This is a genomic window from Phytohabitans rumicis (genome assembly GCF_011764445.1).
GTDB lineage: Bacteria > Actinomycetota > Actinomycetes > Mycobacteriales > Micromonosporaceae > Phytohabitans > Phytohabitans rumicis.
This window is the reverse complement of the sequence record NZ_BLPG01000001.1, coordinates 2,651,192-2,674,469: the sequence shown is the minus strand read 5'-3', so window position 1 is coordinate 2,674,469 and position 23,278 is coordinate 2,651,192. Positions and strand designations below refer to the sequence as shown.

Sequence of the window (23,278 nt, the reverse complement as noted above, 5' to 3'; positions counted from 1 at the left end):
CGATCAAGGGCATATGGTCGTGCTTTGATCTCCAAACCACGGCCGTTTGCCCTTGATCGACGCGCAAATCCTTGATCGCCGCGCATGTGGCGGGACCAACATGCGGGAAAGAGTGACCACATCGTGGACAGCTAGCGGTAGCGTGACAGGCATGGCGACGTACACGCATGGGCATCACGAGTCGGTGCTGCGCTCGCACCGGTGGCGTACGGCGGAGAACTCGGCCGCGTACCTGCTCGACCGCCTCGGGCCCGGCCTGTCCGTGCTCGACGTGGGGTGCGGTCCCGGCACGATCACCCTCGACCTCGCCGAGCGCGTCGCGCCCGGTCGGGTCACCGCGGTGGACACCTCCGAGGACGCGCTGGCCGCGGCGCGCCAGGCGGCCGCCGAGCGGGGCACGGACAACGTCGACTTCGCGGTCGCCGACGTGCACGACCTGCGGTACGCCGACGGGGCGTTCGACGTCGTGCACGCGCACCAGGTGTTGCAGCACGTCGGCGATCCGGTGCGGGCGCTGCGGGAGATGCGGCGGGTGTGCCGGCCGGGTGGCGTGGTCGCGGCGCGGGACTCCGACTACGCGGCGATGACCTGGTTTCCGGAGGCGCCCGTCCTGGACGAATGGCTCGCCCTCTACCGCCGTGTGGCCCGGCGCAACGGCGGCGAGCCGGACGCCGGGCGGCGGCTGCTGGCGTGGGCCCGCGCGGCCGGCTTCACCGAGGTGACCGGGTCGGCGTCGGTCTGGTGCTTCGCGTCGCCGGAGGATCGGGGCTGGTGGAGCGGCATGTGGGCGGACCGCATCGTGGGCTCGGCGATCGCGGGCCAGGCGCTCGACGCCGGGTACGGCGCGGCCGATCTGGAACGGATCTCGGCGGCCTGGCGGGAGTGGGGCGCTGACGAGGACGGCTGGTTCGCGGTCCTCCACGGCGAGGTGCTCTGCCGCCCCTGAGATGCAAGGAAGGGCACCTTGTTATGCAAAAAGCGATAACAAGGTGCCCTTCCTTGCAGCTAGCTGGCGTATGCCTCTAGGCGCTTGGCGCGGGACGGGTGGCGGAGCTTTAGAAGGGTGACCTTTTCGATCTGGCGGATCCGCTCCCGGGACAGGCCGAACTCGCGGCCCACCTCGTCGAGCGTGCGCTGGCGGCCGTCGTCGAGGCCGAAGCGCAGCCGGATCACCGCCTGCTCCCGCTGGGACAGCGTCGACAGGACGATCTCGACCTCGCTGCGCAGCTCGCCCTGGGCGACGTTGTCGGCTGGCTCCTGCCGCGGGTCGACGCCCGCCACGAAGTCGCCGAGCGCGCTCTCCCCGTCTTCGCCCACGGCCTGGTCGAGGCTGACCGGCTCGCGGTCGTACGAGATCAGCTCGATCACCTGGAACTCCTGCACGCCCATCGCGACGGCCACCTCGGCGATGGTCGGCTCGCGGCCGAGCGTGGTGCTGAGGTCGCGCCGGGCGCGCACCATGCGGTTGACCTGCTCGACCATGTGGACCGGGATGCGGATGGTGCGGGCTTGGTCGGCCATGGCGCGGGTGATGGCTTGGCGGATCCACCAGGTGGCGTAGGTGGAGAATTTGTAGCCCTTGGTGTAGTCGAATTTTTCGACGGCGCGGATGAGGCCGAGGTTGCCTTCCTGGATGAGGTCGAGGAAGGCCATGCCGCGGCCGGTGTACCGCTTGGCGATGCTGACCACCAGGCGGAGGTTGGCCTCCAGCAGGTGATCCTTGGCCGCGCGGCCCTCTAGCGCCACGATCGCCAGATCGCCCCGCAGTTGCGGTGCGAGCGCGTCCCCGTCCGCGAGCTTCTCCTCGGCGAAGAGCCCGGCCTCGATCTTCTTGGCCAGCTCGACCTCCTGAACGGCGGTGAGCAGCTTGGTGCGGCCGATACCGTTCAGGTACGCCCGGACCAGGTCGGCCGAGACTCCACGCTCATCGGTAGCGTCAAGGTCGGCGTCGATGCTGAGCTCGTTGTCGTTCATGTGCAAGACCACTTTCAGTCGCCTCCCCGCGTCGACAAGTGGCACGCGTCCCAGCAGCCGGGTGGCGCTGGTGAGAAAAGCTTGGCGGTTGGGGCGTGAAGCGGGAGTGAGGCGGACGACTGGTGGCATGAATCCGGTAGATGATTTGTCCGCTTTCGAACGAATGTCAGTGCTTGCCGTCAAGCGCTACTGTGCGAACGTTGGCTCTAAGTGACGGAGGACGTCGTGGTCTTCAAGCGGATGTTGCAGGCAATGGGCGTGGGGGGCCCGTCGGTTGAAACGGTGCTCAGCAACCCGAACTGCCGGCCAGGGGGATACCTGGATGGGCAGGTGCACGTTGTCGGCGGTGATCACGCGGTCGCCATCGACTACGTCTCTGTCGGATTGGTGACCAAGGTCGAGGTCGAGAGTGGTGACAGCGAGTACAACACCATCCAGGAGTTCCACACCAAGCGGCTGACCGGCGCGTTCCAGCTCGCCCCGGGCGGGCGGCACGACATCCCGTTCCGCTTCGAGGTGCCGTGGGAGACCCCGATCACCGAGCTGTACGGCCAGCACCTGCACGGCATGACCATGGGCCTGCGTACGGAGCTGGAGGTGGCCCGCGCCGTCGACAAGGGTGACCTGGACGCGGTGGCGGTGCACCCGCTGCCCGCGCAGGAGCGCATCCTCGACGCGCTGCTGCGGCTCGGCTTCCGCTTCAGCAAGGCCGACGTGGAGCGCGGCCGGATCCACGGGGTGCAGCAGACGCTCCCGTTCTACCAGGAGATCGAGTTCTACCCCGCGCCGCAGTACGCCCGCGCGTTCAACCAGCTCGAGGTGACCTTCATCCCCACGCCGCACCAGCTCCAGGTGGTGCTGGAGGTGGACAAGCGGGGTGGCGTGTTCACCGAGGGGCGCGACGCGTTCGGGCGGTTCACGGTCGACTACGCGAGCGCGGAGCAGGCCGACTGGGCCGGCCAGCTCGACGGCTGGCTCCGCCAGTCCTCCCAGCGCCGAGGTCTCTTCTTCTAGCTAGAGGTCGAGTTCTAACTAGAGGTCGAGGAGGACCGTCCGCGGGCCCACGTTGACGGAGGAGACCTCCATGTGGGCCCGGAAGCGGCCCTCCTCGACCACGGCGCCACGGGTCCGCAGGGCCGCCACGAAGGCCGCCACCATCGGTTCGGCCGCCTCGGCTCGGGCAGCCGCCGTCCAGGACGGGCGGCGGCCCTTGCGCGTGTCGCCGTACAAGGTGAACTGGCTGACGACCAGGACCGGGGCGCCCACGTCGGAGGCGGACCGCTCGTCGTCGAGGATGCGCAGCTCCCACACCTTGCGCGCCATCGTGTCGGCGGTCGCCGCCGTGTCCGAGTGGGTCACCCCGAGCAGCACCAGCAGGCCGTCCTCGATCGCGCCGACCACCTCGCCGCCGACCGTCACGCTCGCCCGGCTGACCGTCTGCACCACCGCCCGCACCCGCTACTCCCCGTCCGCGGGAACGATGACTCCGCGCTCCACCAGGTGCGCGATGATCGGCACGGCCGCTTCCGCCAGGTCGGCCTCCGCGACATCGTGCGCCACCGCGAGTACGGCGATCTGGTCCCGCAGCGGCACCTGCCCTTCGCAGCCGCCCACCAGCGCGAGTACGAGCGGATCGATCTCCTCCGTCCAGCGCAGCCCCTGCGGCATGGCGAGCACCTGCCGGTCGACCGCCCAGCCCTCGTCGCCCATGGTCGCCTCCTGGCGCAGTTGCAGCCCTTCGGCGGCTCGGTAGCGCGCGGCGAGGAGCGCGTCCGCATCGCGTACCCGGAGAAAGTCCTGGCGGTCGAACCAGGCCGCGACCTGCGCGCCGAGCGGCCCCGCGACCTGCTGGCGGAGGTCTTCGACCCGGACCACCGGGTCGTCCGCGCCGGCCCGGCGGAGGGTGACCAGGCCGAAGCCGACGGCCTCGACCTTGTGCGCGTCGAACCAGTCCAGCCACGCCGCCTTGCGGGCCGGGTCGTGCGGCTCGCCCGCGTCGCTCAGCCAAAGGTCCACATAGGACACTGGGTCGGCGACCTCGCGCTGGATGACCCAGGCGTCCAGCCCGGTGCCGGCGACCCAGCCGGCCACCCGGTCGGCCCAGTCCTCGCCGGCGATATGTACCCAATTCGCGAGGTACTGCATGACGCCGCCCTCGGTCAGCAGGCCGGGCGCGGCGGCGGCTAGTTCGGCGCTGATGCCGTCGCTGGCCCGGCCGGAGTCGCGGTACGCGTGGGTGGCCGTGCCCGGCCCGACCACGAACGGCGGGTTGCTGACGACCAGGTCGAACCGGCGGCCGGCCACCGGAGCGGTCATGTCCCCGCGCAGCAGCTCCCACTCCAGGCCGTTGAGGGCGGCGGTGGTGGCGGCGAAGGCCAGCGCCCGCTCGCTCAGGTCGGTCGCGGTCACGCTGGTGGCGTGCTGGGACAGGTGCAGGGCCTGCACGCCGCAGCCGGTGCCCAGGTCGAGCGCGGTGCCGACGGGCCGCCGCACGGTGGCGCCGGCGAGCGTCGTGGACGCGCCGCCGACGCCGAGCACATGGTCGGGCGCGAGGGGTACGCCGGGGCGGGCCGCGACGGGCAGGTCGGCGAGCACCCACCACGCGTCGCCGTACGCCTCCAGATCCAGGCCCTGCCGCAGGCCGTCCCCGTCGGGCACGACGAGTCCGGCGGCGAGCGCGGCGGCGAGCGGGAGCGGGGCGAGCGCGGCCTCGACCGCGGCGGCCGGCTCGGTCTGCGCGCAGACGAAGAGCCGGATCAGCGTGGCGAGCCGGTCCCGGTCGGCGGTGGCGCGCAGGGCGGCCCGGAAGTCGTTGCGCGCGACCGCGGCGGTGGCCGCCGGGCCGAGCCGCTCGGCGATGCCGCTGGCTGTGTAGTCAGTCAGCGCCGCGCGGAGCTGTTCTGTCTGGGCGGTCGAAAGCAGCATCACGCCATCCTGAAGTCGGCGAAGTCGAACCCGGGCGCCACCACGCAACTCACCAGCACCGGCTCGGCGCCGGCCGGCGCGGCGGACTGCCACACACCACCGGGCACCAGCACCTGCGGGCGCTGCCCGGCGGCTACGTCGTTGCCGAGAATGGTCGGCTCCCGATCGCGCATTCGCAGGGTCAGCGGCCCGCCCGCGTGCCACAGCCACAGCTCGTCCGAGCGCACCACGTGCCAGCGGGACTCCTCACCCAGGTTGAGCAGGAAGTAGATCGCGGTCGCGGCCTGGCGCGGCCCGCCGTACCCCGCGGGGTCGAACGTGTGGCCGCTGCGCCAGGTCTCCCGGAACCAGCCGCCCTCCGGATGCGGTGCCAGGTCGAGCTGCTCGGCAAGTGCGGGTCGCGGTGTCGTCACCCGTTCATTCTTGCGCCGGGTGGCGGAGGATCCGGTCATCACCCGCACGGACGTCGCCGCGCCCGTCGCGGTTCGACGTCGCCAGCCACAGCGCGCCGTCCGGGGCCACCGCGACGGTACGCAGGCGGCCGTACCGGTTGACGAAGAAGGCACGCGGCTCACCGGCCCGGCCGGCGGTCAGCGGCACGGCCCAGAGGCGTTCCCCGCGCAGGGCGGCGACGTAGAGCGTGTTGCCGGCGATGGCCGCGCCGGACGGAGATGCCTCATCCGTGGACCAGGTTACGATCGGGTTGGTGTATCGGCCGCCGTCGGTGTCGCCCTCGCCCTCCACCTCCGGCCACCCGTAGTTGCGGCCCGGCTGGATCAGATTGACCTCGTCGAGCCGGTTCTGGCCGAACTCGGTGGCGAAGAGCCGGCCGTCCGCGTCCCACGCCAGTCCTTGCACGTTGCGGTGGCCGAGGCTGTAGATGGGGGAGTTGGGTCGCGGGTTTCCCGGTGCCGGGTCGCCGTCCGGGGTGAGCCGGAGGATTTTCCCGTTGGGGTCGTCCGGATCCTGCGACGAGTCGCGCTCGGCGGCGTCGCCCGTGCCGGCGTACAGCATCCCGTCCGGCCCGAACGCGATCCGCCCTCCATTGTGGTTGGACGCCTTGCTGATGCCGTCGAAAATCACCTCCGGCCGGCTCTGGTCGTCGAGCTTGAACCGGACGACGCGGTTGTCGGATTCGGCGGTGAAGTACGCGTAGACGTACTGATCGGTGGCGTAGTTCGGGGAGACGGCGAGCCCGAGCAGGCCGCCCTCGCCACCCGGGTCCACGCCCGGCACCTCGTACACCTGGCGCGCCCGGCCGCCGCCCGGCGACACCCGCAGGATTCGGGCGGTCTCCCGCTCGGCCACCAGCGCGTCGCCGTCGGGCAGGAACGCCAGGCCCCACGGTACGTCGAGGCCGCTGGCGACCTGCTGCGGAGCGTTCAGGTCAGGGGCGGCACCGGGCGTGCTGGTGGCGCCGCGCGACTCGGTCGGCGTGGGCACCGTGGGTGCCGGCTGCGCCACGGATTCTTCGGGCTCCTCGGAGCAGGCGACGAGCGCCGCCGCCGCGAGGGCCAGTGTCGCAACGTACTTCGCCGTACGCACGATGTTCGCTGTCCTCTCGTCGGCGGCGCTGTTACGCCATCGGATCAAATGCGACCGAAAGGCCGGGGAAAGCCCTACTGGCGGCCGATGGCGTATCCGAGGCCGCGCAGGCGGCGGGCCCAGCCGGCGACGGTGTGCCGCGGCACGTCGAAGTGTTCGGCCACGGCGGTGATCGAGCCGGTACGCCGGTAGGCGTCCATGACCTCTTCGGGCTCGGGCATCCGCCGGTACGCCCGGGTGCCGGTGGCCTTTTGTGCCGTCGCCTTCTTCGCGGCCGTCTTCTTGGCGGCGGTCGCCTTCCGTGCCCGCGTCGCGGCCTTGCGGGCCCGGCGGCGAGGAGCGGGCGCGGCCGGTGCGACCACGGTGGCTTCCTCCGCCGCCTCCGGTTCCGCCGCCGCCGCGGTGGGCGGCAGTGCCTGCGCCGGCATGGGGCCGGTCAGGGCGCGGACCAGCAGGTCCAGGTCCACCGGGGGCAGATCGGCGGGTGCCAGCCCGCCGCCGCTGGCGGCCCGGACGGTCAGTTCGGTGATGCGGGTCTGCCCGGTCGACGTGTCCACGCGCACGGTGGTGTGTGCGGTGTCGGCGCCGGTCCCCCCGCCGTTGTCCGGGGTGATGGTGATGACGTATCTGCTCACGGGAAGCCTCCTGGTGCCAGTGGGTCCTTCCCACGCCTGAACCGCCGCGCCCCCCGCGCGATCGACGGCGCCCCGCAAGTCACGGTGGGACGACCTGTCACAAATGTCGACTGCGTGAGATTACCTCTTCCAAAGTGGACCCGGCTTGCGGTCTCATCTGTCGCTTCACCGGAGGCACTGATCGGGCAGGATGGGGTGTATGACACTGTTACTGCCTATTGACGCCGAGGCCAACAAGCTGCTTCAGCGCAGCCCGCTAGCGCTGTTCATCGGCATGATCCTCGACCAGCAGATCCCACTGGAACGCGCGTTCAGTTCCCCGTACGACCTGGTGCGGCGCCTCGGACACGAGCCGACGGCGCGGGAACTCGCCGAGTACGACCCGGAAGCGCTGACCGCCATCTTCGCCACGCCACCGGCGCTGCACCGCTTCCCCAAGGCGATGGCCGCCCGGGTGCAGGACGCCTGCCGCCTCCTCGTCGAGAAGTACGACGGCGACGCGGCCGCGCTGTGGTCAGACGCGGGCACGGGCAAGGAGTTGCTGAAGCGGGTCAGTGAGGTGCCCGGGTTCGGCAAGCAAAAAGCACAGATTTTCGTCGCTCTGCTCGGCAAGCAATACGGCGTACGCCCCGAGGGCTGGCAGCAGGCCGCCGGCGACTACGGGCCGGACGGCACGTACAAGTCGGTCGCCGACATCGTCGACGCCGACTCGCTCGTCAAGGTGCGCGAGTACAAGCAGCAGATGAAGGCCGCCGCCAAGAAGTAAACGCGCTTCAGGCGGCGGTCGGGTGAGCCAGTGCCGCGATCGCCCGGCGCACGTCGGCGAGCGACACGGTCGCCGAGTCGTCGAGGTCGGCGAGGCCGGCTTCGATCCACTGCCGCATCAGCGTGGTCACCCCGATGCCGCGTGCCTCGGCCGCGGCGCGCACCCGCTCGTACGTCTCAACCGGCAACCGCACCGAGCGGCTGACCATCGGCACGTCCGTGTCCGGGGCGGGCAGCTCGACCGGCTGTCCCTCGCCGATCAGCTCCGCGAGCCGCTCCCCACCCTCGTGGAACTGCTTGATCGCGTCGTTTCTGTTCATGGTCGCCACCCCTGTAGAGCCTCGTCGTACCGCTTGGACTCGACATCGGTCAGGTCGCGTGCGGACAGGACGTCCCAGTCGTTGTCGGTGCGGTCGGCCTCGGCGAGAAGGATCGCCAGCCGCCGGCCGCGCCGCGTCGCCGCGTACACGACCATCACGTCGTCGCCCAGGTGCCGGATGACCCGGCGGGAACTGTGCAGCGCCTCCCAGACGTCGCCGGGAGTCACCTCGTAGAGCCGCAGGTTGCTCAGGCCCTCGTCGGTGAAGCTGAACCTGTTGCCCACGGACGCGAGCGTACCACGCACGTAACACGCGCCGCCTGGCTGTTCGGCGCCGTGAAGTCAGTGGAAGGATGGGACGTGTGAAGCGAAAGGCCCAGCGGCCGATCCTGATCACCGACGCTGACCGCAGCCAGGCCGACCAGTTGCGCAGCCGCCAGGTGCGGTACGTCCTGATGATGTCCATCCGGGCCGGCTGCCTGGTCGTGGCGGCGCTCCTGGTCGGCGCCAAGGCGCCCATGCTCTGGCTGTGGCTTCCGCTGTGCCTGCTGGGCATGGTGCTGATCCCCTGGCTCGCCGTGATCCTCGCCAACGACCGCCCACCGAAGGACCGGCACCGGCTCAGCCACAAGCGCCACCACCACGAGGAGCCGTCACCGTCCGCGCTCCCCGACGCACCCCCACCCCGCACAATCGACGCCGACCAGCCCTAGCCACCCCCACCCGCCCGCCCGCGCCGCGCCCCGGCCGGCGCCGCGCCCCGCCGCGTCGATCAAGGGCATATGGTCGTGGTTCGATCTCTAAACCACGGCCATATGCCCTTGATCGACGGGAAAGTCCTTGATCGACGGGGCGGGCGGGCGGGCTGGCGCGGGCCGGGGAGCGGGCGTGGGGGCCGCTCCGGGGCCGTGCGGCCCGGTCGGCGCGGCGCTTCGCCGATCAAGGGAAAGTGCGTCGATCAAGGGCATACGGTCGCGGATTGGAGATCGAACCACGGCCATACGCCCTTGATCGACGGCCAGGTCCTTGATCGCCGCGGGGAGGGCGCCGCGGGGAGGGCGCCGCGGGGTGGACTAGGTCGGGCGGGCGCCTAGGGTGGTTACGGCGCGGGCGCCGGTGGCTACGGCGGCGGCCAGGGATTCCGCCGGGGGCGCGCCGGCCAGCCAGCTTGCCAGCAGGGCCGCCGCGAAGGCGTCGCCGGCGCCCGTCGGGTCCACCACCGCCGCCGGGCGGCCGGGTGCCGACACGACCTGCCCGGCCGCGGCCCACACCGCGCCGTCCGCGCCGCGCTTCACGACGGCGTTCGCGGCCACCTCGGCCAGCGCGCGCGCCTGCGTGGCCGCGTCTCCCACGCCGGCCAGCACCGCCGCCTCGTCCGCGTTGGCCAGGAGCAGGTCGGCACCCCGTACCCAATCCAGGAAGGCGGCGCCGGCGCGCCGCAACGGGGCCGCGGACGCCGCGTCGACGCTCGTCGTCAGCCCGCGTTCGCGCGCCGCGGCCAGCGCGCGCAGCCCGGCCTCGCGGGACCCGCCATCCAGCAAGGTGTACGCGGAGACGTGCACATGCCGAGCGTCGAGGGAAGCGGTCAGGGCGGTGTCGACGTGGTCGGCGGAGAGCAGGAGGTTCGCGCCGCGGTCGGTGACCATGGTGCGCTCGCCGTCGTGGGTCAGCACGATCACGCTGCCGGTCGCCGCGCCGGCGTGCTCGTGTATCGCGCACCGGACGCCGAGGGCGGTCAGTTCGGCCACCCGGGCCCGGCCGGCGTCGTCGGCGCCGACCGCCGCGACGAGGGTGACCGGCGCGCCCAGCTCGGCGAGCCACGCGGCGGTGTTGGCGGCCTGGCCGCCGCCCGTGAAGCGGATCCGCGCCCGGGTGTCCGAGCCGGTGGCGAGCGCGGATTCGACGGCCGCGACCACGTCGGTGGCCAGGTCGCCAACGACGAGGATCATGCGGCGGCTACGGCGATCCGGCCGGCCAACTCGGCGTTGCGCAGGATGATCCGGGTGTTGACGGCGAGGCTGCGCCCCTCGGTGGCGGCGTGGAAGTGGGCCAGCAGGAACGGGGTGACCGCCTTGCCGGTGATGCCCTCGCTCTCCAGCTTGGCGAGGCCGTCGGCGAGCGTGCGGTCGTGCAGGTCCGGGTCGAGTTGCTCGTCGGTGGGCAGCGGGTTGGCGACGAGTACGCCGCCGTGGTGGACGCCCTGCCCGCGCCGGGCCGCCATGATCGCGGCGACGTCCTCGGGCGACTCGACCGACCAGTCGAGGTCGAAGCCGGCGTCGGTGATGAAGAAGCCGGGGAACCGCCGGGTGCGGTAGCCGACCACGGTGACGCCGAGGGTTTCCAGGCGTTCGAGGGTGGCGCCGACGTCCAGGATGGACTTGACGCCCGCGCACACCACCACGATCGGGGTACGCGCCAGCGTGATGAGGTCGTTCGACTCGTCGAAGGCTTCGCGGTGCACGCCGCCGAGCCCGCCGGTGGCGAAGACCTTGAGGCCGGCGGCGACCGCCACGGCGCTGGTCGCGGCGACCGTGGTGGCCCCGTCCGCGCGGGCGGCGGCGGCCACGGCCAGGTCGCGTACGGAGAGCTTGGTCACGTCGTCCGCGGTGGCCAGGTGGGTGAGCTGCGCGTCGTCGAGGCCCACCACGAGGCGGCCGCCGACCATGCCGATGGTGGCGGGGACGGCACCGGTGGCGCGTACGGTCTGCTCGATCTCGCGGGCCACCCGAAGGTTGTCCGGGCGGGGCAGGCCGTGCGAGACGATGGTGCTCTCCAGGGCCACGACGGGCCGGCCGGCCTGGACCGCCTGGGCCACCTCGGCGCCGTACTCGATGTGAAAGTCCGTCACGATCATTACCGTATGCGTTCCGATGGACCGAGCGGCGCGGAGGTGGGAAACTAGAGGGCTGGAGGTGTTACTCGACGTGAGCACTGAGGTTCTCGAGCATCCGGATCTGAAGGACGCCGATACTGGTCCTGAGATGTTCCACTATGTCCGCAAGGAGAAGATCGCCGAGAGTGCGGTCATGGGGACGTTCGTGATCGCTCTGTGCGGCGAGACCTTCCCGGTGACCAAGGTGCCCAAGCCGGGCTCGCCGGTCTGCCCGCAGTGCAAGGAGATCTACGAGTCGATGGCCGAGTGATCGGCTGAGCTGTCATACCCGCCCGCTATGCTGAAGGCCGCCTTCGCGCTTCTGCGCGGGGGCGCTTTCATGTGTGGAGGGAGCTGGGGTGCGGCTGGCGTTGGCGGAGTTTCCACCACTGCGGGCATGGCAGCGCAAGGCGATGGTGGAGTATCTGCGCCGCCGTTCCGACGACTTCATGGCGGTGGCCACGCCCGGCGCCGGCAAGACGACCTTCGCGCTGCGTATCGCGGCTGAGCTGCTCGCCGACGGCACGGTCGAGGCGGTCACCGTGGTGGCGCCGACCGAGCACCTGAAGACGCAGTGGGCGGCCGCGGCGGCCCGGGTCGGCATCCAGCTCGACGCGTCCTTCCGCAACGCCGACATCCACTCCGCGGCCGACTTCCACGGCGCCGTCGTGACGTACGCCCAGGTGGGGGTCGCGCCGCAGGTGCACCGGCGGCGCACGATGACCCGGCGCACGATGGTGATCCTCGACGAGATCCACCACGCCGGCGACTCCCGGTCGTGGGGCGACGGCGTCCGCGCCGCCTTCGAGCCCGCCGTACGGCGCCTGATGCTCACCGGCACGCCGTTCCGGTCGGATGACAACCCCATCCCCTTCGTGACGTACGAGCGGGGCTCTGACGGCCTGCAGCGGTCCCGCTCCGACTCGGTGTACGGGTACTCCGACGCCCTGCGGGAAGGGGTCGTGCGGCCGGTCATCTTCCTGGCGTACTCGGGGGAGACCCGGTGGCGCACCAGCGCGGGCGACGAGCTGGCGGCGCGGCTCGGCGAGCCGATGACGCAGGACCTGGTCGCCCAGGCGTGGCGCACAGCCCTGGACCCGGCCGGCGACTGGATGCCGCAGGTGCTGCGGGCCGCCGACGCCCGGCTGCAGGTGCTGCGGGTCGGCGGCATGTCCGACGCCGGCGGGCTGGTCATCGCGAGCGACCAGCAGACCGCGCGGGCGTACGCCAAGCTGATCGAGCGGGTCACCGGCGAAAAGGCGGTGGTCGTGCTCTCCGACGACGCGGGGGCGTCGGCGCGGATCGCCGCGTTCGCCGCGTCGGACCAGCGCTGGATGGTCGCGGTGCGGATGGTCTCCGAGGGCGTCGACATCCCCCGCCTGGCCGTCGGGGTGTACGCGACGAGCGCCTCCACGCCGCTCTACTTCGCCCAGGCGATCGGGCGGTTCGTCCGGGCCCGCAAGCCCGGCGAGACGGCGTCGGTGTTCCTGCCCAGCGTGCCGCACCTGCTGGGGCTGGCCAGCGAGATGGAGGCCGAGCGCGACCACGTGCTGGGCGAGCCCAAGCGCGCCGAGGAGGACCTGCTCCTGGAGCGCGCCCAGCGCGCCGAGGACGCCAGCGGCGAGCTGGAGAAGCGGTTCGAGGCGCTGTCCGCCACCGCCGAGCTGGACCAGGTCATCTTCGACGGCGCGTCGTTCGGGACGGGCGCGCAGGCGGGTACGCCGGAGGAGGAGGAGTATCTGGGGCTGCCCGGCCTGCTCACGGCCGACCAGGTGTCCCTGCTGCTCAACAAGCGCCAGGCGGAGCAGATGGCCGCTCAGCGGCGTGCTCAGGCCACCGCGCCCACCACGACGGCGCCGCCCCAGCCGGCCGGCCCGCGTACGGCGGGGGAGCGCCGGATCGCGCTGCGCCGCCAGCTCAACTCGCTGGTCAACGCGCACCACCACCGCAGCGGGCTGCCCCACGGAAAGATCCACGCCGAGCTGCGCCGGCTCTGCGGCGGCCCGCCGAGCGCCCAGGCCACGATCGAGCAGCTCGAGGAGCGCATCGCGACGGTGCAGACGCTGTGAAGTGAAGACGAACCGGCCGGAGGCACACCTCCTCCGGCCGGTCTCAGGCCTTCGCTGACGTCTTCGTCAGTTGGGGTTGGACATCAGCTCCGCGCCGCGCCAGCTGAACTCCGGGTCGGAGACGAACTGCACGGTGATCTTCACGAGATCCTCGGCGTACTTGTTCGCGTGGTGTCCACAGAACACCAGCTCACTCCCGCCCGCCAGGGTGATGCGGAGCTTGCCGGCAGCGTTGCAGCGGTCGCACCGTTCATCAGCGGCCGGGGCGCCGCCGTTTCGGGCGGCGGCGTGAGAGTCGGGGTCATCGCCTTCCTCCTCTGGTCGTCACCGATGAACATGTTCCTCGGTCGTTGCTCACCTATCGTGCAACACCCTTGGGGGGTGCCGCCTTCCCGGAGTGCCCTCGGGGGACCGAGGTCACACGTGGGTACCGAACAGTGTGCCGTGCGACAAGGGTGCCACGTCAACGATCACAACTTGGCAACGAGAAGATGATCACACCTCGATATACGGCTGGTGATCAAAGCGACACGCTCTGTTGACGAAACGCCCTTAATCGAGGTAATCCCGCAGCACCTGCGAGCGCGACGGGTGTCGCAACTTTGACATTGTCTTCGACTCGATCTGGCGAATACGCTCACGGGTCACGCCGTACACCTGCCCGATCTCGTCGAGCGTCCGCGGCTGCCCGTCGGTCAGGCCGAACCGCAGCCGTACGACGCCGGCCTCGCGCTCGGAGAGCGTCTGCAGCACCTGCTGGAGCTGGTCCTGCAGTAGCGAGAAGCTGACCGCGTCGACCGCGACGACCGCCTCGGAGTCCTCGATGAAGTCGCCGAGCTGGCTGTCGCCCTCGTCGCCGATGGTCTGGTCGAGCGAGATGGGCTCCCGGGCGTACTGCTGGATCTCCAGCACCTTTTCCGGTGTGATGTCCATCTCCTTGGCCAGCTCCTCCGGGGTGGGCTCGCGGCCCAGATCCTGGAGCAGCTCGCGCTGGATGCGACCGAGCTTGTTGATCACTTCGACCATGTGGACCGGGATGCGGATGGTGCGGGCTTGGTCGGCCATGGCGCGGGTGATGGCTTGGCGGATCCACCAGGTGGCGTAGGTGGAGAATTTGTAGCCCTTGGTGTAGTCGAATTTTTCGACGGCGCGGATGAGGCCGAGGTTGCCTTCCTGGATGAGGTCGAGGAAGGCCATGCCGCGGCCGGTGTACCGCTTGGCCAGCGACACCACGAGCCGCAGGTTGGCCTCCAGCAGGTGGTTCTTGGCCCGCTCGCCGTCGCGCCCGATCCAGCTCAGGTCGCGGTTCATCTGGGTGGGGAGCTTCTCCTCGCCCTCCTCGGCGGCGCGCAGCCGCTCCGCCGCGTACAGCCCGGCCTCGATCCGCTTGGCGAGCTCGACCTCCTGCTCGGCGTTGAGCAGCGGGACCTTGCCGATCTGCTTGAGGTAGGCGCGGACCGAGTCGGCGGACGCCGTCAGCTCGGCGTCGCGGCGGGCCTGCTTGAGGGCCTCGGACTCCTCGTCGTCCCACTCGAAGTCGTTGCTGTCCGCCGTCGCGTCGGCCTGCGCCGCCTCGGCGAGCTCGGCCGGCTCCTCGACCACCACGTCCTCGATCTCGGCGGCCAGCGCCTCCGGATCGATGTCCTCGCCCTCGACGACGCCCTCTGCCGGCGTACCCTCGGCGGGCTGGCCATCGACGGCCTTGGCCGCCTTCTTGGCCGGGCCGTTCTTGGGCGCGGCGTCCGGGGCGGCCTTCTTGGCGGGGGCCTTGGCCGGGACGGCCGGGGCCTTGGCCGCCTGAGCGGTCTCCGCCGCGGGCGCGGTCTTCTTCAGCGGAGTCACGGTGGCCTCCTCGGCTGGCGCCTGCTGCGGGGGAGCGGGCGCTCTACTGGCCGCCGTCTTGGTCGCCTTGGCGGTGGTCGCCTTCGACGCGGGTGTCGCGGACCGCGCGGCGGAGACGCGGCGGCGGGTGCTTACCGATCCGTCCCACACCACGGTCACGCCAGCGTCGGCGAGCGCACGCAAGATCTTCTTGGCCTGGGCCGGGGTCACCTCGGCGGACTCGACCGTGCGCGTCACCTCAGCCGACGTCAACTGGCCGCCGGCGCTCTGGGCGTGGGCGATCAACGAATCGGTGATCGAGCGAACGTCGGCGCCGTTGTGGCGAGGCTCTGTCACGAATGACCTTCCGGAGATAGCACAGCACGAAGCAATGACTGGCCGGTTGTTTGTGTGGGAGCCCCCGTGTCGTGGACCATCCGGGCGGTGATGGTTCGCGTCGCGGTGGGCAGGCGTGAATTGTAACGCTGTCTGCGGCGATCATCCCGCGGTGCACGCCGGGGGAGCGGCTCCGGGGGCCGCCGCAAACGAGCATGTCAGGTCTCTGGGAGGATGATACGGGCCTTGGGCGGGTCGTAGGGGGTACTGGATGCAGGACGCGACAGAGCTGCTCGCGATCGCGGTGGAGATCGTCCGGGAGGCGGGCAAGACCGCCCGCCGCATGCGCGAAGAGGGCGTTTCCGGCGTCGCCACCAAGAGCACCGACACCGATGTCGTGACCGCCGCCGACCGCGCCGTCGAGCGCCAGGTCGTGGAGACGCTCCGGGTACGCCGACCGCGCGACGTCGTGCTCGGCGAGGAGTACGGGGCGAGCGGGGCGACCGGCGAGGTGCGCTGGATCCTGGACCCGATCGACGGGACCGTGAACTACCTCTACGACCTGCCCCAGTACGCCGTCTCGCTGGCCGCCGAGGTGGACGGCCAGGTCGTCGCCGGCGTCGTACACAACCCGGCGACCGGAGCGGAGTGGACGGCCACGCTGGGCGGCGGCGCCCACCGCGACGGCCGCCGCCTGCGCGGATCCCCCGCGACCGACCTGGGCCAGGCGCTCGTCGGCACCGGCTTCGGGTACGACCCGGCGCGGCGGGTGCACCAGGCGGGCGTCCTGCACGGGCTGCTGGCCCACATACGCGACATCCGGCGGTTCGGCTCGGCGTCGGTGGATCTGTGCATGGCCGCCGAGGGCCAACTGGACGCGTACTACGAAAAGGGCCTAAACCCCTGGGACCACGCGGCCGGCGGGCTGGTCGCCACCGAGGCGGGCCTACTGGTCGGCGGCCTGTCCGGCGCACCACCCGGGCTCGACATGGTCGTCGCGGCCCCGCCAGCGCTCTTCAAACCCCTCCACGACCGCCTGGTCGAGCTGGACGCCGCCGGCGGCCCCTAGCCCCCTCCCGCCCCGCCCGCCGTCGCACGACGGCCCTGTCGCGCGCCGTCGTGCGTCGCGCCGTCGTGCGTCGCGCCGTCGTGCGTCGCGCCGTCGTGCGTCGCGCCGTCGTGCGTCGCGCCGTCGTGCGTCGGCCCGCCGATCAAGGACTTGCCCGTCGATCAAGGGCAAATGGTCGTGGTTTTGAGATCAAAGCACGGCCGTATGCCCTTGATCGACGGGCAAGTCCTTGATCGGCGCGCCCGCGCGGCGCGGCGCCGCACGGCGCGTCCGGGAGGGCGGCGTGGGTTACAGGGCGCAGCTCTGCTTGGGGAGCTGGGGGCTGCCGAGGTCGACCAGGGACTGGTTTTTCTCGGTCGGGGTGGCCAGCTGCTGGAACGCGTCCCCGATCACCACGTCGACGATGTCGTCCGTACGGTTGGGGTCGTACTCGTTCTCCGCCTTGGCGAGGAAGTACGCCTGGATCACGTGCGCCGAGCCGACCGCCTTGGGGCCGTACCGGAGCACCGCCACGTCGGCGACGCCCTTTTTCTTCGGGTCGTTGCCCTTCTTCTTGACCTGGAACTTCCGGTTCGCGAAGTCATCCGCGACCGAATTGGCCAGCCCGGGCGTGTCTGTCGCGTTGTAGACGTTGATCTTGATGTCTTTTTCTTCGCGGAGCGTCAGGTCGGCCCGTACCCAGCCCTCCGGGCAGCTCGCGACCGGGACGGCTCCACCTTGGGTGTCACGCGCCAGGGCGACCACGACGAAGACCAACGCTGCCGCGACGAGTACGCCAACGACGACGAGCGCTCGCACTCGGGCAAAGGTCATGGGTGTGCTCCCCGTACGTACGTCGTGGCTGGATGGCTACCGAGTATGCCGCAGGGGCGCGAGGGACACGTGAAAAGGGCCGGAAACAGGTCGCCGTGCCGGCGCGTTGACGTTGATCCAGAGAGTCTGACCCCTATCTTCGTGTCGCCTGAGTCACATTGGGAACAACTTCGCGCGCGCGGGCGTACATGCATCCCACAGGGGCGGTATACATGCCTCGCCCAGGGGGCGGTAAGGTACCCGGCTCGCAGGGGGAGTTTCCTCCGGGAGGCTGCGACCCGGCTGGCACGGTGATGTGCCAAGTCGGACCAGGCGGGTTACCCGGCGCCTAGCTGGGAACCGAAACATCGTCGTCCGGCGTTACACCCGGAAGCGACACATCGAACGGGAGAGTGACAACCGATGGCCACCGACTACGACGCCCCGCGTCGCGACGAGGTCGACCTCGGCGAGGACAGCCTGGAGGAGCTCAAGGCCCGGCGGGTCGACTCACAGTCGGGCGCCGTGGACGTGGACGAGGCCGAGGTCGCCGAGAGCTTCGAGCTACCCGGAGCGGACCTTGCCGACGAGGAGCTGACCGTCAAGGTGCTGCCGATGCAGCAGGACGAGTTCCGCTGCGCCCGCTGTTTCCTGGTGCATCACCGGAGCCAGCTGGCCTTCGAGCGGAACGGCGAACTGATCTGTACCGAGTGCGCCTGACCAGAGGCTGATCCTGTGCCGGAGACGGGCGGGGGAGCAATGACGGACGGAATTCCCGAGCCGGGGGCGGACTCTGCCCTCGGCAAGTCGCCGGCGGTCGACCCTGCCCTCGGCAAGACGGTGGCGGAGCTGGCCGGCGCGGACGTACCCGCGGCAGAGCGCAAGCAGCTCCTGCGCCGGCTGGCCGGTCAGGTGCGCGGGCGTGGGCTCGGTGCCATGTTCCGGCCGAAGTCCGTCATCCGCTGGATGACGGACACGGTCGGCGACCTGGCGCCGCACATCCCGGTCCGCGACCTGGAGACGCTCCGCCAGCACCACGATGGACTGGACGGCGAGGCGCTCGCCGACCGGCTCGTCCGCAACGCCGCGCGGGCGACCGCGGGCGTCGGCGCCGCCGGGGTGGCATCGCCGCGATCGAATGGGCGGCGACGCCGACCCTGCTGACGGCTCCCGTGCTACTCGCCGCCGAGACGGTCGCGGTGGTCTCCATCGAGATCAAGCTCATCGGCGAGCTGCACGAGGTGTACGGGATGCCGGTGCCCGGCACCGGCGCTCAGCGCGCCGTCAACCTGATCCAGGCGTGGTCCAGCCAGCGCGGCGTCAATCCGCTCGTGCCGGGTGTCGGGGTCGGCGCCATCCTGAGTACGGCGGCCCGCAAGGACCTGCGGGACCGGTTGCTGCGCCGGTTCGGGCGCAACCTGACCACGCTCGGCCCCATGCTGACCGGCGCGGCGGTGGCCGGGTATCTCAACCGCCGGGCGACCCAGGGCCTCGCCGAGCGCATCCGTGACGACCTGCGCAGGCAGGTCCGCAAGGCGATCGAGGGCGAGGTCGTCAGCGACTAGTCGCGGGCGGCCAGGACGGCGGCCGCCAGCTTGGCCGGGCGCCGGGAGCTGACCACCCAGTACGGCGTGGGGTCGGCCGGGTCGTCGAGGATCACCTGGACCGCCCCGCCCACCCACGGTCGCTGCACGACGAACGCCAGCGGGTCGGCGCCCACGCCGAGCACCTCGCGCTTGCCGGACGCGTCGAGCGGCACCACGTCGGAGATGAAGCGCACCGGCAGGTGGGCGTCGTCGACGTGCAACTCGCCGTCGGTGACCCGGACGTGGATGCGGCCCACCCACCACAGACCGGCGGCCGCCAGCGGCACGAGCAGCGCGAACGGGAGCCACGCGCGCAGCCCGCCGGAGCCCATCCAGATCTCGGCCGCGAGGAGGCCGGCGGCGCCGAGGCCGGGCACCCACAGCCACCACGGCACGGTGAGGCGTTCGGCATACTCCACGAGGGTGAGGGTACGTCTCGGCGGCCGGACCACACACGGCAGGATGGAGGGACCACCCCGAGCCCGAAGTCCACGCGAACGAAAGAGACTGACGTGACCGACGCTGTGCCCGTACCGGTGCGCCGGCTCGACCCGGACCTGCCGCTGCCCGCGTACGCCCATCCGGGCGACGCGGGCGCCGACCTCGTCGCGGCCGAAGACGTGGAGATAGCGCCGGGGACGCGGGCGCTGGTCCGCACCGGCGTGGCGATCGCGCTGCCACACGGGTACGTCGGACTGGTGCACCCGCGGTCCGGGCTGGCCGCCCGGCTGGGCGTGACGGTGCTCAACGCGCCGGGCACGGTCGACGCGGGCTACCGCGGGGAGATCCTCGTCAACCTGGTCAACCACGACCCGGACACGACCGCGAAGATCTCCCGGGGCGACCGGATCGCGCAGCTCCTCGTCCAGCGGGTGGAGCGGGCGCACTTCCAGGTGGTCGACGAGCTGCCCGACTCCAGCCGGGGTGCGGGCGGGCACGGGTCGACGGGTGGGCACGCGGGACTTGGTCGGGTTGAGGAGGGTCAGTGATGTTCTCGCGGCGTCGAGAGAGCTCCGGACGGCACGCGCGCGGCAACGACAACCGCCGGGCGCGCCCCAGTGACTTCGTGGAGACCCCGGAGCCGGAGTCGGTCCCGACCGTAGGGCCGTACGACGTGTCCGAGGCGCCGGGCGGGGTGCAGCGGCTCGACCTGGGCAGCCTGCAGATCCCGGCGATCGAGGGCGTAGAGGTCCGGGTGCAGGCGAACCCCGATGGCGCGGTCCAGCAGGTGGTGCTGGTGCACGGCGACAACGCCCTCCAACTCGGCGTGTTCGCGGCTCCGCGTACCGAGGGCATCTGGGAAGAGGTCCGTGCGGAGATCCGCAAGTCGCTCTTCGACGACGGTGTCGCGGCCGAGGAGATCAACGGCGAGTACGGCATCGAGCTGCGCGCCCGCGTCCGTACCCCCGAGGGCCTGACCGACCTGCGCTTCGTCGGCGTCGACGGGCCGCGCTGGATGGTGCGCGGCGTGTACCAGGGTCCCGCGGCGGCCGATCCGGTGAACGCCGGCCCGCTGGTCGCGTGCCTGCACGGCCTCGTCGTCGACCGGGGACACGAGGCGAAGCCGGTGCGTGAGCCGCTGCCGCTGCGGCTGCCGCGGGAGCTCGCCGAGCAGGCCCACGCGGAAGGCGCGGCGCAGTCCGCGGAGCCACAGCCGGCCGCCGCGCCTACGGTCAACGGCGCCGGCCCCAGCCAGCCCTCACGCCGCAAGCCCTCCCCCGCCCCCGCCCGTAACCCCTTTCGCCACCCGCCGGCACCACGCTCGTCCGTCCGCGCCATGCGCGGCGGCCCCGCGCTGCCCGTGCCGATCAAGGACTTTCCCGTCGATCAAGGGCAAACGGTCGTGGATCGGAGATCGAACCACGGCCATATGCCCTTGATCGACGGGAAAGTCCTTGATCGGCGGGGAGACCCCTTGAGGGGCGAGAAAGCCTTGATCGGCGGGGTGAGCGGCGGGGACGGGGCGACGTACGCTGGACGGGTCGGCGTATGCGGGCGCCGGCTCTCTAGGAGGCGACAACCAAGGTCATGGCGACCGACCAAAACCAATCTTCGGTCCGCCGGTTCTTCCAGCGCCTCACGGCGAGCGAGGCCGAGCTCGACGCGGAGGAGCTGCAACGGGAAAGCGCCGAGTCCGGATCTACGCTGGCGGGCCTGTGCCGGCGGGGGCAGCTCGTCTCGGTGTCCGGCCGGTTGCGTACGGTGGTCTACACTCCACGCACCAACCTCCCGACCCTGGAGGCGGACCTGTACGACGGCAGCGACGTGGTCACGCTCGTCTGGCTCGGTCGGCGGCACATCGCCGGCATCGAGCCCGGCCGGCAGTTGACCGCGCGTGGTCGCGTCGCGGTGCGCGACGACCGTAAAGTCATCTACAACCCGTACTACGAGCTGGAAGCGCCTCGATAAATATGACGCAGCCGGACGACGACGAAGAACGCTTGCCCAGCTTCGCCGAGCAGATGGCCGACCAGTTGGGCGGCTGGCGGGGACTTGTCGAGTCCAGCGTGCCGGTCATGGTGTTCGTGGTCGTCAACATCGTCGCCGACCTCAACCCCGCGCTGATCGCCTCGGTCGGGATCGCGCTGGCGATCGCCGCGCTGCGCCTGATCCAGCGCCGCCCGATCCGCCACGCGGTGAACGGCCTCTTCGGGGTGGGCATCGGCGCGTTCATCGCCTGGCGCACCGGCGACGAAAAGGACTTCTACCTGCCCGGCATCCTGTACGGCATCGGGTACGGCCTGGCGCTGCTCGCGTCCGTGGCGATCCGGCAGCCGCTGGTGGGCTGGATCTGGTCGGTGATCGTGGCGGGTGGCAAGGCCGAATGGCGCACCGATGCCCGGCTCATCCGCCTCTTCAGCCGGCTGACCGTGCTCTGGGGCGTGGTGTGGCTGGCCAAGGTGGGCGTCCAGGCCGGCCTCTACGTCGCCGACCAGGACACCGCGCTCGGCATCGCCCGGCTGGTGCTGGGCTACCCGCCGTACCTCCTGCTGCTGGCCTTTACGGTCTGGGCCGTGCGGCGGGTGACCCGCACCCGGAGGCCGCGCCGGCATAAAGGCCGCGCGGCGCGTGACCCGCAGCCCTGTGACCGGGAGGCCGCGCCGGCATAAAGGCCGCGCGGCGCGTGACCCGCAGCCCTGTGACCGGGAGGCCGCGCCGGCATAGAGGCCGGGCTATCCCCCGCCGCGCGTGCGTTCGACGCTGTCGGCGCCCAGGATGACCGCGCGGACGGTGTCCTCGACCTCGGCGGTGCACACGAAGATCAGCTCGTCGCCGGCCTCGATCGGGTCGTCCGGCGTGGGCACCAGCACCCGCTTGCCGCGCAGGATCGCCACGAGGGCGGCGTCCCGGGGAGCGGCACGGCGTGCACCGGGTGGCCGACGTAGGGCGCGGTCGGCGGCAGCGTGATCTCCACCAGGTTGGCCTCGCCCTGGCGGAACGTCATGAGCCGCACCAGGTCGCCGACCGTGACCGCCTCCTCCACGAGCGCGGCCATCACGCGCGGCTTGCTGACCGCGACGTCGACGCCCCACTGCTCGGTGAAGAGCCATTCGTTCTCGGCCCGGTTGACCCGGGCGACCACGCGCGCCACGGCGAACTCGGTCTTCGCCAGCAGCGAGACGACCAGGTTGACCTTGTCGTCGCCGGTGGCCGCGACCACCACGTCGCAACCGGCCACATCGGCCTCTTCGAGGCTGGCCAGCTCGCACGCGTCCGCGAGGATCCACTCCGCGCTCGGCACCCGCTCGGGGCGCAGCATGCCCGGTGAACGCTCGATGAGCATCACCTGGTGGCCGTTCTCGATGAGCTCCTGCGCGATGGAACGGCCGACGTTGCCGGCTCCGGCGATGGCGACCCGCACGGCTACCGCCCCCTTCCGGCGCGGTGCTGACCGCCGCGCTGACGGCTTCCGCGATGTCGTCAGTGACGATCATGAAGACCTGGTCGCCCTCTTGGAGGATGGTGGTGGGGGTCGGGAGGGTGCCGATGCCGAACCGGGTCAGGTACGCCACCCGCGCGCCGCCGACCTTCTCCAGGTCGTGCAGGGGCCGGCCGAACCAGTCCTTGTGCACCGGCACCTCGATGATCGAGACCGTGCTGGTCGGGTCGCGGAAGATCTCCACGGTGCCCTCGGGGACCAGTTGCCGCAGGATCCGGTCGGCGGTCCAGCGCACGGTCGCCACCGTCGGGATGCCCAGCCGTTCGTACACCTCCGCGCGCTTCTGGTCGTAGATCCGGGCCACCACGCGGGACACGCCGAACGTCTCCCGGGCCAGCCGGGCGGAGATGATGTTGGAGTTGTCGCCGCTGGACACGGCCGCGAACGCGTCGGCGCGTTCGATGCCGGCCTGGCGCAGCACGTCGCCGTCGAACCCGATGCCGGTGACCGTGATCCCGCCGAATTCGGGGCCCAGCCGGCGGAACGCGTCCGCGTTCTGGTCGATCACCGCGATCGTGTGGTCGCGCGCCTCCAGATTGTGGGCCAGCGTGGAGCCGACCCGCCCGCAGCCCATGATCACGACGTGCACCCGTGACTCCCCTCATCCGTCCACGAGTAGCGTGCCATGTG

24 protein-coding genes and 5 pseudogenes are annotated in these 23,278 nt (G+C 71.4%); 13 read left to right on the top strand and 16 right to left on the bottom strand.

Features of this window, described 5'->3' with window-relative positions; genetic code table 11:
* Positions 1-151 precede the first annotated feature (151 nt).
* Complete coding sequence (locus tag Prum_RS11525) at positions 152-946, top strand: class I SAM-dependent methyltransferase (protein ID WP_173076326.1); 795 nt, start codon at positions 152-154, stop codon at positions 944-946.
* Positions 947-1,005: 59 nt separating this feature from the next.
* Here the strand turns inward: Prum_RS11525 and sigB are convergent, their stop codons facing one another.
* Positions 1,006-1,974 (bottom strand): RNA polymerase sigma factor SigB, encoded by a 969-nt coding sequence (gene sigB / locus Prum_RS11520; protein WP_173076324.1) that lies wholly within the window; start codon positions 1,972-1,974, stop codon positions 1,006-1,008.
* Between the two features lie 225 nt (positions 1,975-2,199).
* Here sigB and Prum_RS11515 point away from each other — a divergent pair, with 225 nt between their 5' ends.
* Positions 2,200-2,988: a sporulation protein gene (locus Prum_RS11515; RefSeq protein WP_173083646.1), complete on the top strand. Its 789-nt coding sequence runs from the start codon at positions 2,200-2,202 to the stop codon at positions 2,986-2,988.
* Between the two features lie 18 nt (positions 2,989-3,006).
* Here the strand turns inward: Prum_RS11515 and dtd are convergent, their stop codons facing one another.
* From dtd to Prum_RS11490, 5 genes are all read right to left on the bottom strand, one after another.
* The gene (gene dtd, locus Prum_RS11510; protein ID WP_173076322.1) at positions 3,007-3,429 is read right to left on the bottom strand and encodes a D-aminoacyl-tRNA deacylase; all 423 of its coding nucleotides are present in this window, start codon (positions 3,427-3,429) and stop codon (positions 3,007-3,009) included.
* A gap of 3 nt (positions 3,430-3,432) precedes the next feature.
* Complete coding sequence (locus Prum_RS11505) at positions 3,433-4,899, bottom strand: DUF7782 domain-containing protein (protein ID WP_173076320.1); 1,467 nt, start codon at positions 4,897-4,899, stop codon at positions 3,433-3,435.
* Complete coding sequence (locus Prum_RS11500; RefSeq protein ID WP_246277819.1) at positions 4,899-5,312, bottom strand: cupin domain-containing protein; 414 nt, start codon at positions 5,310-5,312, stop codon at positions 4,899-4,901. The genes Prum_RS11505 and Prum_RS11500 overlap by 1 nt, the downstream gene beginning before the upstream one ends.
* 4 nt (positions 5,313-5,316) lie before the next feature.
* Entirely contained in the window at positions 5,317-6,444 is a 1,128-nt protein-coding gene (locus Prum_RS11495) for a PQQ-dependent sugar dehydrogenase (protein ID WP_218577206.1), read from the bottom strand.
* A gap of 74 nt (positions 6,445-6,518) precedes the next feature.
* The gene (locus Prum_RS11490; RefSeq protein ID WP_173076317.1) at positions 6,519-7,079 is read right to left on the bottom strand and encodes a helix-turn-helix domain-containing protein; all 561 of its coding nucleotides are present in this window, start codon (positions 7,077-7,079) and stop codon (positions 6,519-6,521) included.
* Positions 7,080-7,278: 199 nt separating this feature from the next.
* Between Prum_RS11490 and Prum_RS11485 the strand changes: the two genes are divergently transcribed.
* The gene (locus Prum_RS11485; protein WP_173076315.1) at positions 7,279-7,845 is read left to right on the top strand and encodes an HhH-GPD-type base excision DNA repair protein; all 567 of its coding nucleotides are present in this window, start codon (positions 7,279-7,281) and stop codon (positions 7,843-7,845) included.
* 7 nt (positions 7,846-7,852) lie between these two features.
* Here Prum_RS11485 and Prum_RS11480 read toward each other — a convergent pair whose 3' ends face one another.
* Both Prum_RS11480 and Prum_RS11475 read right to left on the bottom strand, forming a co-directional pair.
* Complete coding sequence (locus tag Prum_RS11480; RefSeq protein WP_173076313.1) at positions 7,853-8,164, bottom strand: YlcI/YnfO family protein; 312 nt, start codon at positions 8,162-8,164, stop codon at positions 7,853-7,855.
* The gene (locus Prum_RS11475) at positions 8,161-8,448 is read right to left on the bottom strand and encodes a hypothetical protein (protein ID WP_173076311.1); all 288 of its coding nucleotides are present in this window, start codon (positions 8,446-8,448) and stop codon (positions 8,161-8,163) included. Before Prum_RS11475 ends, Prum_RS11480 begins: the two co-directional genes overlap by 4 nt.
* A 68-nt stretch (positions 8,449-8,516) precedes the next feature.
* On the opposite strand from Prum_RS11475, the gene Prum_RS11470 reads away from it, so the two are divergent.
* Positions 8,517-8,876, top strand: a complete 360-nt coding sequence (locus tag Prum_RS11470; RefSeq protein ID WP_371871219.1) for a DUF3099 domain-containing protein — start codon at positions 8,517-8,519, stop codon at positions 8,874-8,876.
* A gap of 360 nt (positions 8,877-9,236) precedes the next feature.
* On the opposite strand, the gene Prum_RS11465 is transcribed toward Prum_RS11470, so the two are convergent.
* Both Prum_RS11465 and Prum_RS11460 read right to left on the bottom strand, forming a co-directional pair.
* The gene (locus Prum_RS11465) at positions 9,237-10,112 is read right to left on the bottom strand and encodes a carbohydrate kinase family protein (RefSeq protein WP_173076307.1); all 876 of its coding nucleotides are present in this window, start codon (positions 10,110-10,112) and stop codon (positions 9,237-9,239) included.
* Positions 10,109-11,011 (bottom strand): pseudouridine-5'-phosphate glycosidase, encoded by a 903-nt coding sequence (locus tag Prum_RS11460; RefSeq protein WP_246277818.1) that lies wholly within the window; start codon positions 11,009-11,011, stop codon positions 10,109-10,111. Before Prum_RS11460 ends, Prum_RS11465 begins: the two co-directional genes overlap by 4 nt.
* A 22-nt stretch (positions 11,012-11,033) precedes the next feature.
* Here Prum_RS11460 and Prum_RS11455 point away from each other — a divergent pair, with 22 nt between their 5' ends.
* Together Prum_RS11455 and Prum_RS11450 are read left to right on the top strand one after the other, a co-directional pair.
* Complete coding sequence (locus tag Prum_RS11455; RefSeq protein WP_173076303.1) at positions 11,034-11,306, top strand: DUF3039 domain-containing protein; 273 nt, start codon at positions 11,034-11,036, stop codon at positions 11,304-11,306.
* An 88-nt stretch (positions 11,307-11,394) separates the two neighbouring features.
* The gene (locus Prum_RS11450; protein WP_281368890.1) at positions 11,395-13,104 is read left to right on the top strand and encodes a DEAD/DEAH box helicase; all 1,710 of its coding nucleotides are present in this window, start codon (positions 11,395-11,397) and stop codon (positions 13,102-13,104) included.
* A 66-nt stretch (positions 13,105-13,170) separates the two neighbouring features.
* Here the strand turns inward: Prum_RS11450 and Prum_RS11445 are convergent.
* Both Prum_RS11445 and Prum_RS11440 read right to left on the bottom strand, forming a co-directional pair.
* A pseudogene (locus tag Prum_RS11445) lies at positions 13,171-13,409 on the bottom strand (DUF7455 domain-containing protein).
* 247 nt (positions 13,410-13,656) lie between these two features.
* Positions 13,657-15,282 carry an RNA polymerase sigma factor gene (locus Prum_RS11440; RefSeq protein ID WP_173076301.1) on the bottom strand — a complete coding sequence of 542 codons (1,626 nt, stop codon included), beginning with the start codon at positions 15,280-15,282 and terminating at the stop codon, positions 13,657-13,659.
* 250 nt (positions 15,283-15,532) lie between these two features.
* On the opposite strand from Prum_RS11440, the gene Prum_RS11435 reads away from it, so the two are divergent.
* A complete protein-coding gene (locus Prum_RS11435; protein WP_173076300.1) occupies positions 15,533-16,330 on the top strand; it encodes an inositol monophosphatase family protein in 798 nt (265 codons plus the stop codon).
* A gap of 288 nt (positions 16,331-16,618) precedes the next feature.
* Here Prum_RS11435 and Prum_RS11430 read toward each other — a convergent pair whose 3' ends face one another.
* On the bottom strand, positions 16,619-17,128 hold the full coding sequence (locus tag Prum_RS11430; RefSeq protein WP_173083641.1) for a LytR C-terminal domain-containing protein: 510 nt from the start codon (positions 17,126-17,128) through the stop codon (positions 16,619-16,621).
* Positions 17,129-17,545: 417 nt separating this feature from the next.
* Between Prum_RS11430 and Prum_RS11425 the strand changes: the two genes are divergently transcribed.
* Entirely contained in the window at positions 17,546-17,842 is a 297-nt protein-coding gene (locus Prum_RS11425) for a DUF4193 domain-containing protein (protein ID WP_173076298.1), read from the top strand.
* Positions 17,843-17,881: 39 nt separating this feature from the next.
* Positions 17,882-18,687 (top strand): annotated as a pseudogene (locus tag Prum_RS11420) (hypothetical protein).
* On the opposite strand, the gene Prum_RS11415 reads toward Prum_RS11420, so the two are convergent.
* A complete protein-coding gene (locus tag Prum_RS11415) occupies positions 18,684-19,127 on the bottom strand; it encodes a DUF3093 domain-containing protein (protein WP_246277817.1) in 444 nt (147 codons plus the stop codon). The pseudogene Prum_RS11420 and the gene Prum_RS11415 sit on opposite strands and share 4 nt — an antisense overlap.
* Positions 19,128-19,220: 93 nt before the next feature.
* Between Prum_RS11415 and dut the strand changes: the two genes are divergently transcribed.
* The 4 genes and pseudogenes from dut (at position 19,221) to Prum_RS11395 (ending at position 21,818) form a co-directional block, all read left to right on the top strand.
* Complete coding sequence (dut, locus tag Prum_RS11410; RefSeq protein WP_173076294.1) at positions 19,221-19,697, top strand: dUTP diphosphatase; 477 nt, start codon at positions 19,221-19,223, stop codon at positions 19,695-19,697.
* A pseudogene (locus Prum_RS11405) lies at positions 19,694-20,371 on the top strand (DUF3710 domain-containing protein); the annotation flags it as partial. The gene dut and the pseudogene Prum_RS11405, both read left to right, overlap by 4 nt.
* Before the next feature lie 365 nt (positions 20,372-20,736).
* Positions 20,737-21,117, top strand: coding sequence for an OB-fold nucleic acid binding domain-containing protein (locus Prum_RS11400; protein ID WP_173076292.1), 381 nt, complete (start codon positions 20,737-20,739; stop codon positions 21,115-21,117).
* A 2-nt stretch (positions 21,118-21,119) separates the two neighbouring features.
* Positions 21,120-21,818, top strand: coding sequence for a DUF3159 domain-containing protein (locus tag Prum_RS11395; protein WP_173076290.1), 699 nt, complete (start codon positions 21,120-21,122; stop codon positions 21,816-21,818).
* A gap of 63 nt (positions 21,819-21,881) precedes the next feature.
* Here the strand turns inward: Prum_RS11395 and Prum_RS11390 are convergent.
* Positions 21,882-22,570: pseudogene (locus tag Prum_RS11390) on the bottom strand (potassium channel family protein).
* Positions 22,571-22,577: 7 nt separating this feature from the next.
* Positions 22,578-23,237: pseudogene (locus tag Prum_RS11385) on the bottom strand (potassium channel family protein); the annotation flags it as partial.
* Between the last annotated feature and the right edge of the window lie 41 nt (positions 23,238-23,278).

Coding starts and splice junctions, on each gene's coding strand:
- Prum_RS11465 (WP_173076307.1), bottom strand. CDS start 10,112: ATGATCCTCGTCGTTGGCGACCTGGCCACCGACGTGGTCGCGGCCGTC.
- Prum_RS11485 (WP_173076315.1), top strand. CDS start 7,279: ATGACACTGTTACTGCCTATTGACGCCGAGGCCAACAAGCTGCTTCAG.
- Prum_RS11455 (WP_173076303.1), top strand. CDS start 11,034: ATGGACCGAGCGGCGCGGAGGTGGGAAACTAGAGGGCTGGAGGTGTTA.
- Prum_RS11525 (WP_173076326.1), top strand. CDS start 152: ATGGCGACGTACACGCATGGGCATCACGAGTCGGTGCTGCGCTCGCAC.
- Prum_RS11480 (WP_173076313.1), bottom strand. CDS start 8,164: ATGAACAGAAACGACGCGATCAAGCAGTTCCACGAGGGTGGGGAGCGG.
- Prum_RS11395 (WP_173076290.1), top strand. CDS start 21,120: ATGACGCAGCCGGACGACGACGAAGAACGCTTGCCCAGCTTCGCCGAG.
- Prum_RS11470 (WP_371871219.1), top strand. CDS start 8,517: ATGGGACGTGTGAAGCGAAAGGCCCAGCGGCCGATCCTGATCACCGAC.
- Prum_RS11435 (WP_173076300.1), top strand. CDS start 15,533: ATGCAGGACGCGACAGAGCTGCTCGCGATCGCGGTGGAGATCGTCCGG.
- sigB (WP_173076324.1), bottom strand. CDS start 1,974: ATGAACGACAACGAGCTCAGCATCGACGCCGACCTTGACGCTACCGAT.
- Prum_RS11425 (WP_173076298.1), top strand. CDS start 17,546: ATGGCCACCGACTACGACGCCCCGCGTCGCGACGAGGTCGACCTCGGC.
- Prum_RS11400 (WP_173076292.1), top strand. CDS start 20,737: ATGGCGACCGACCAAAACCAATCTTCGGTCCGCCGGTTCTTCCAGCGC.
- Prum_RS11505 (WP_173076320.1), bottom strand. CDS start 4,899: ATGCTGCTTTCGACCGCCCAGACAGAACAGCTCCGCGCGGCGCTGACT.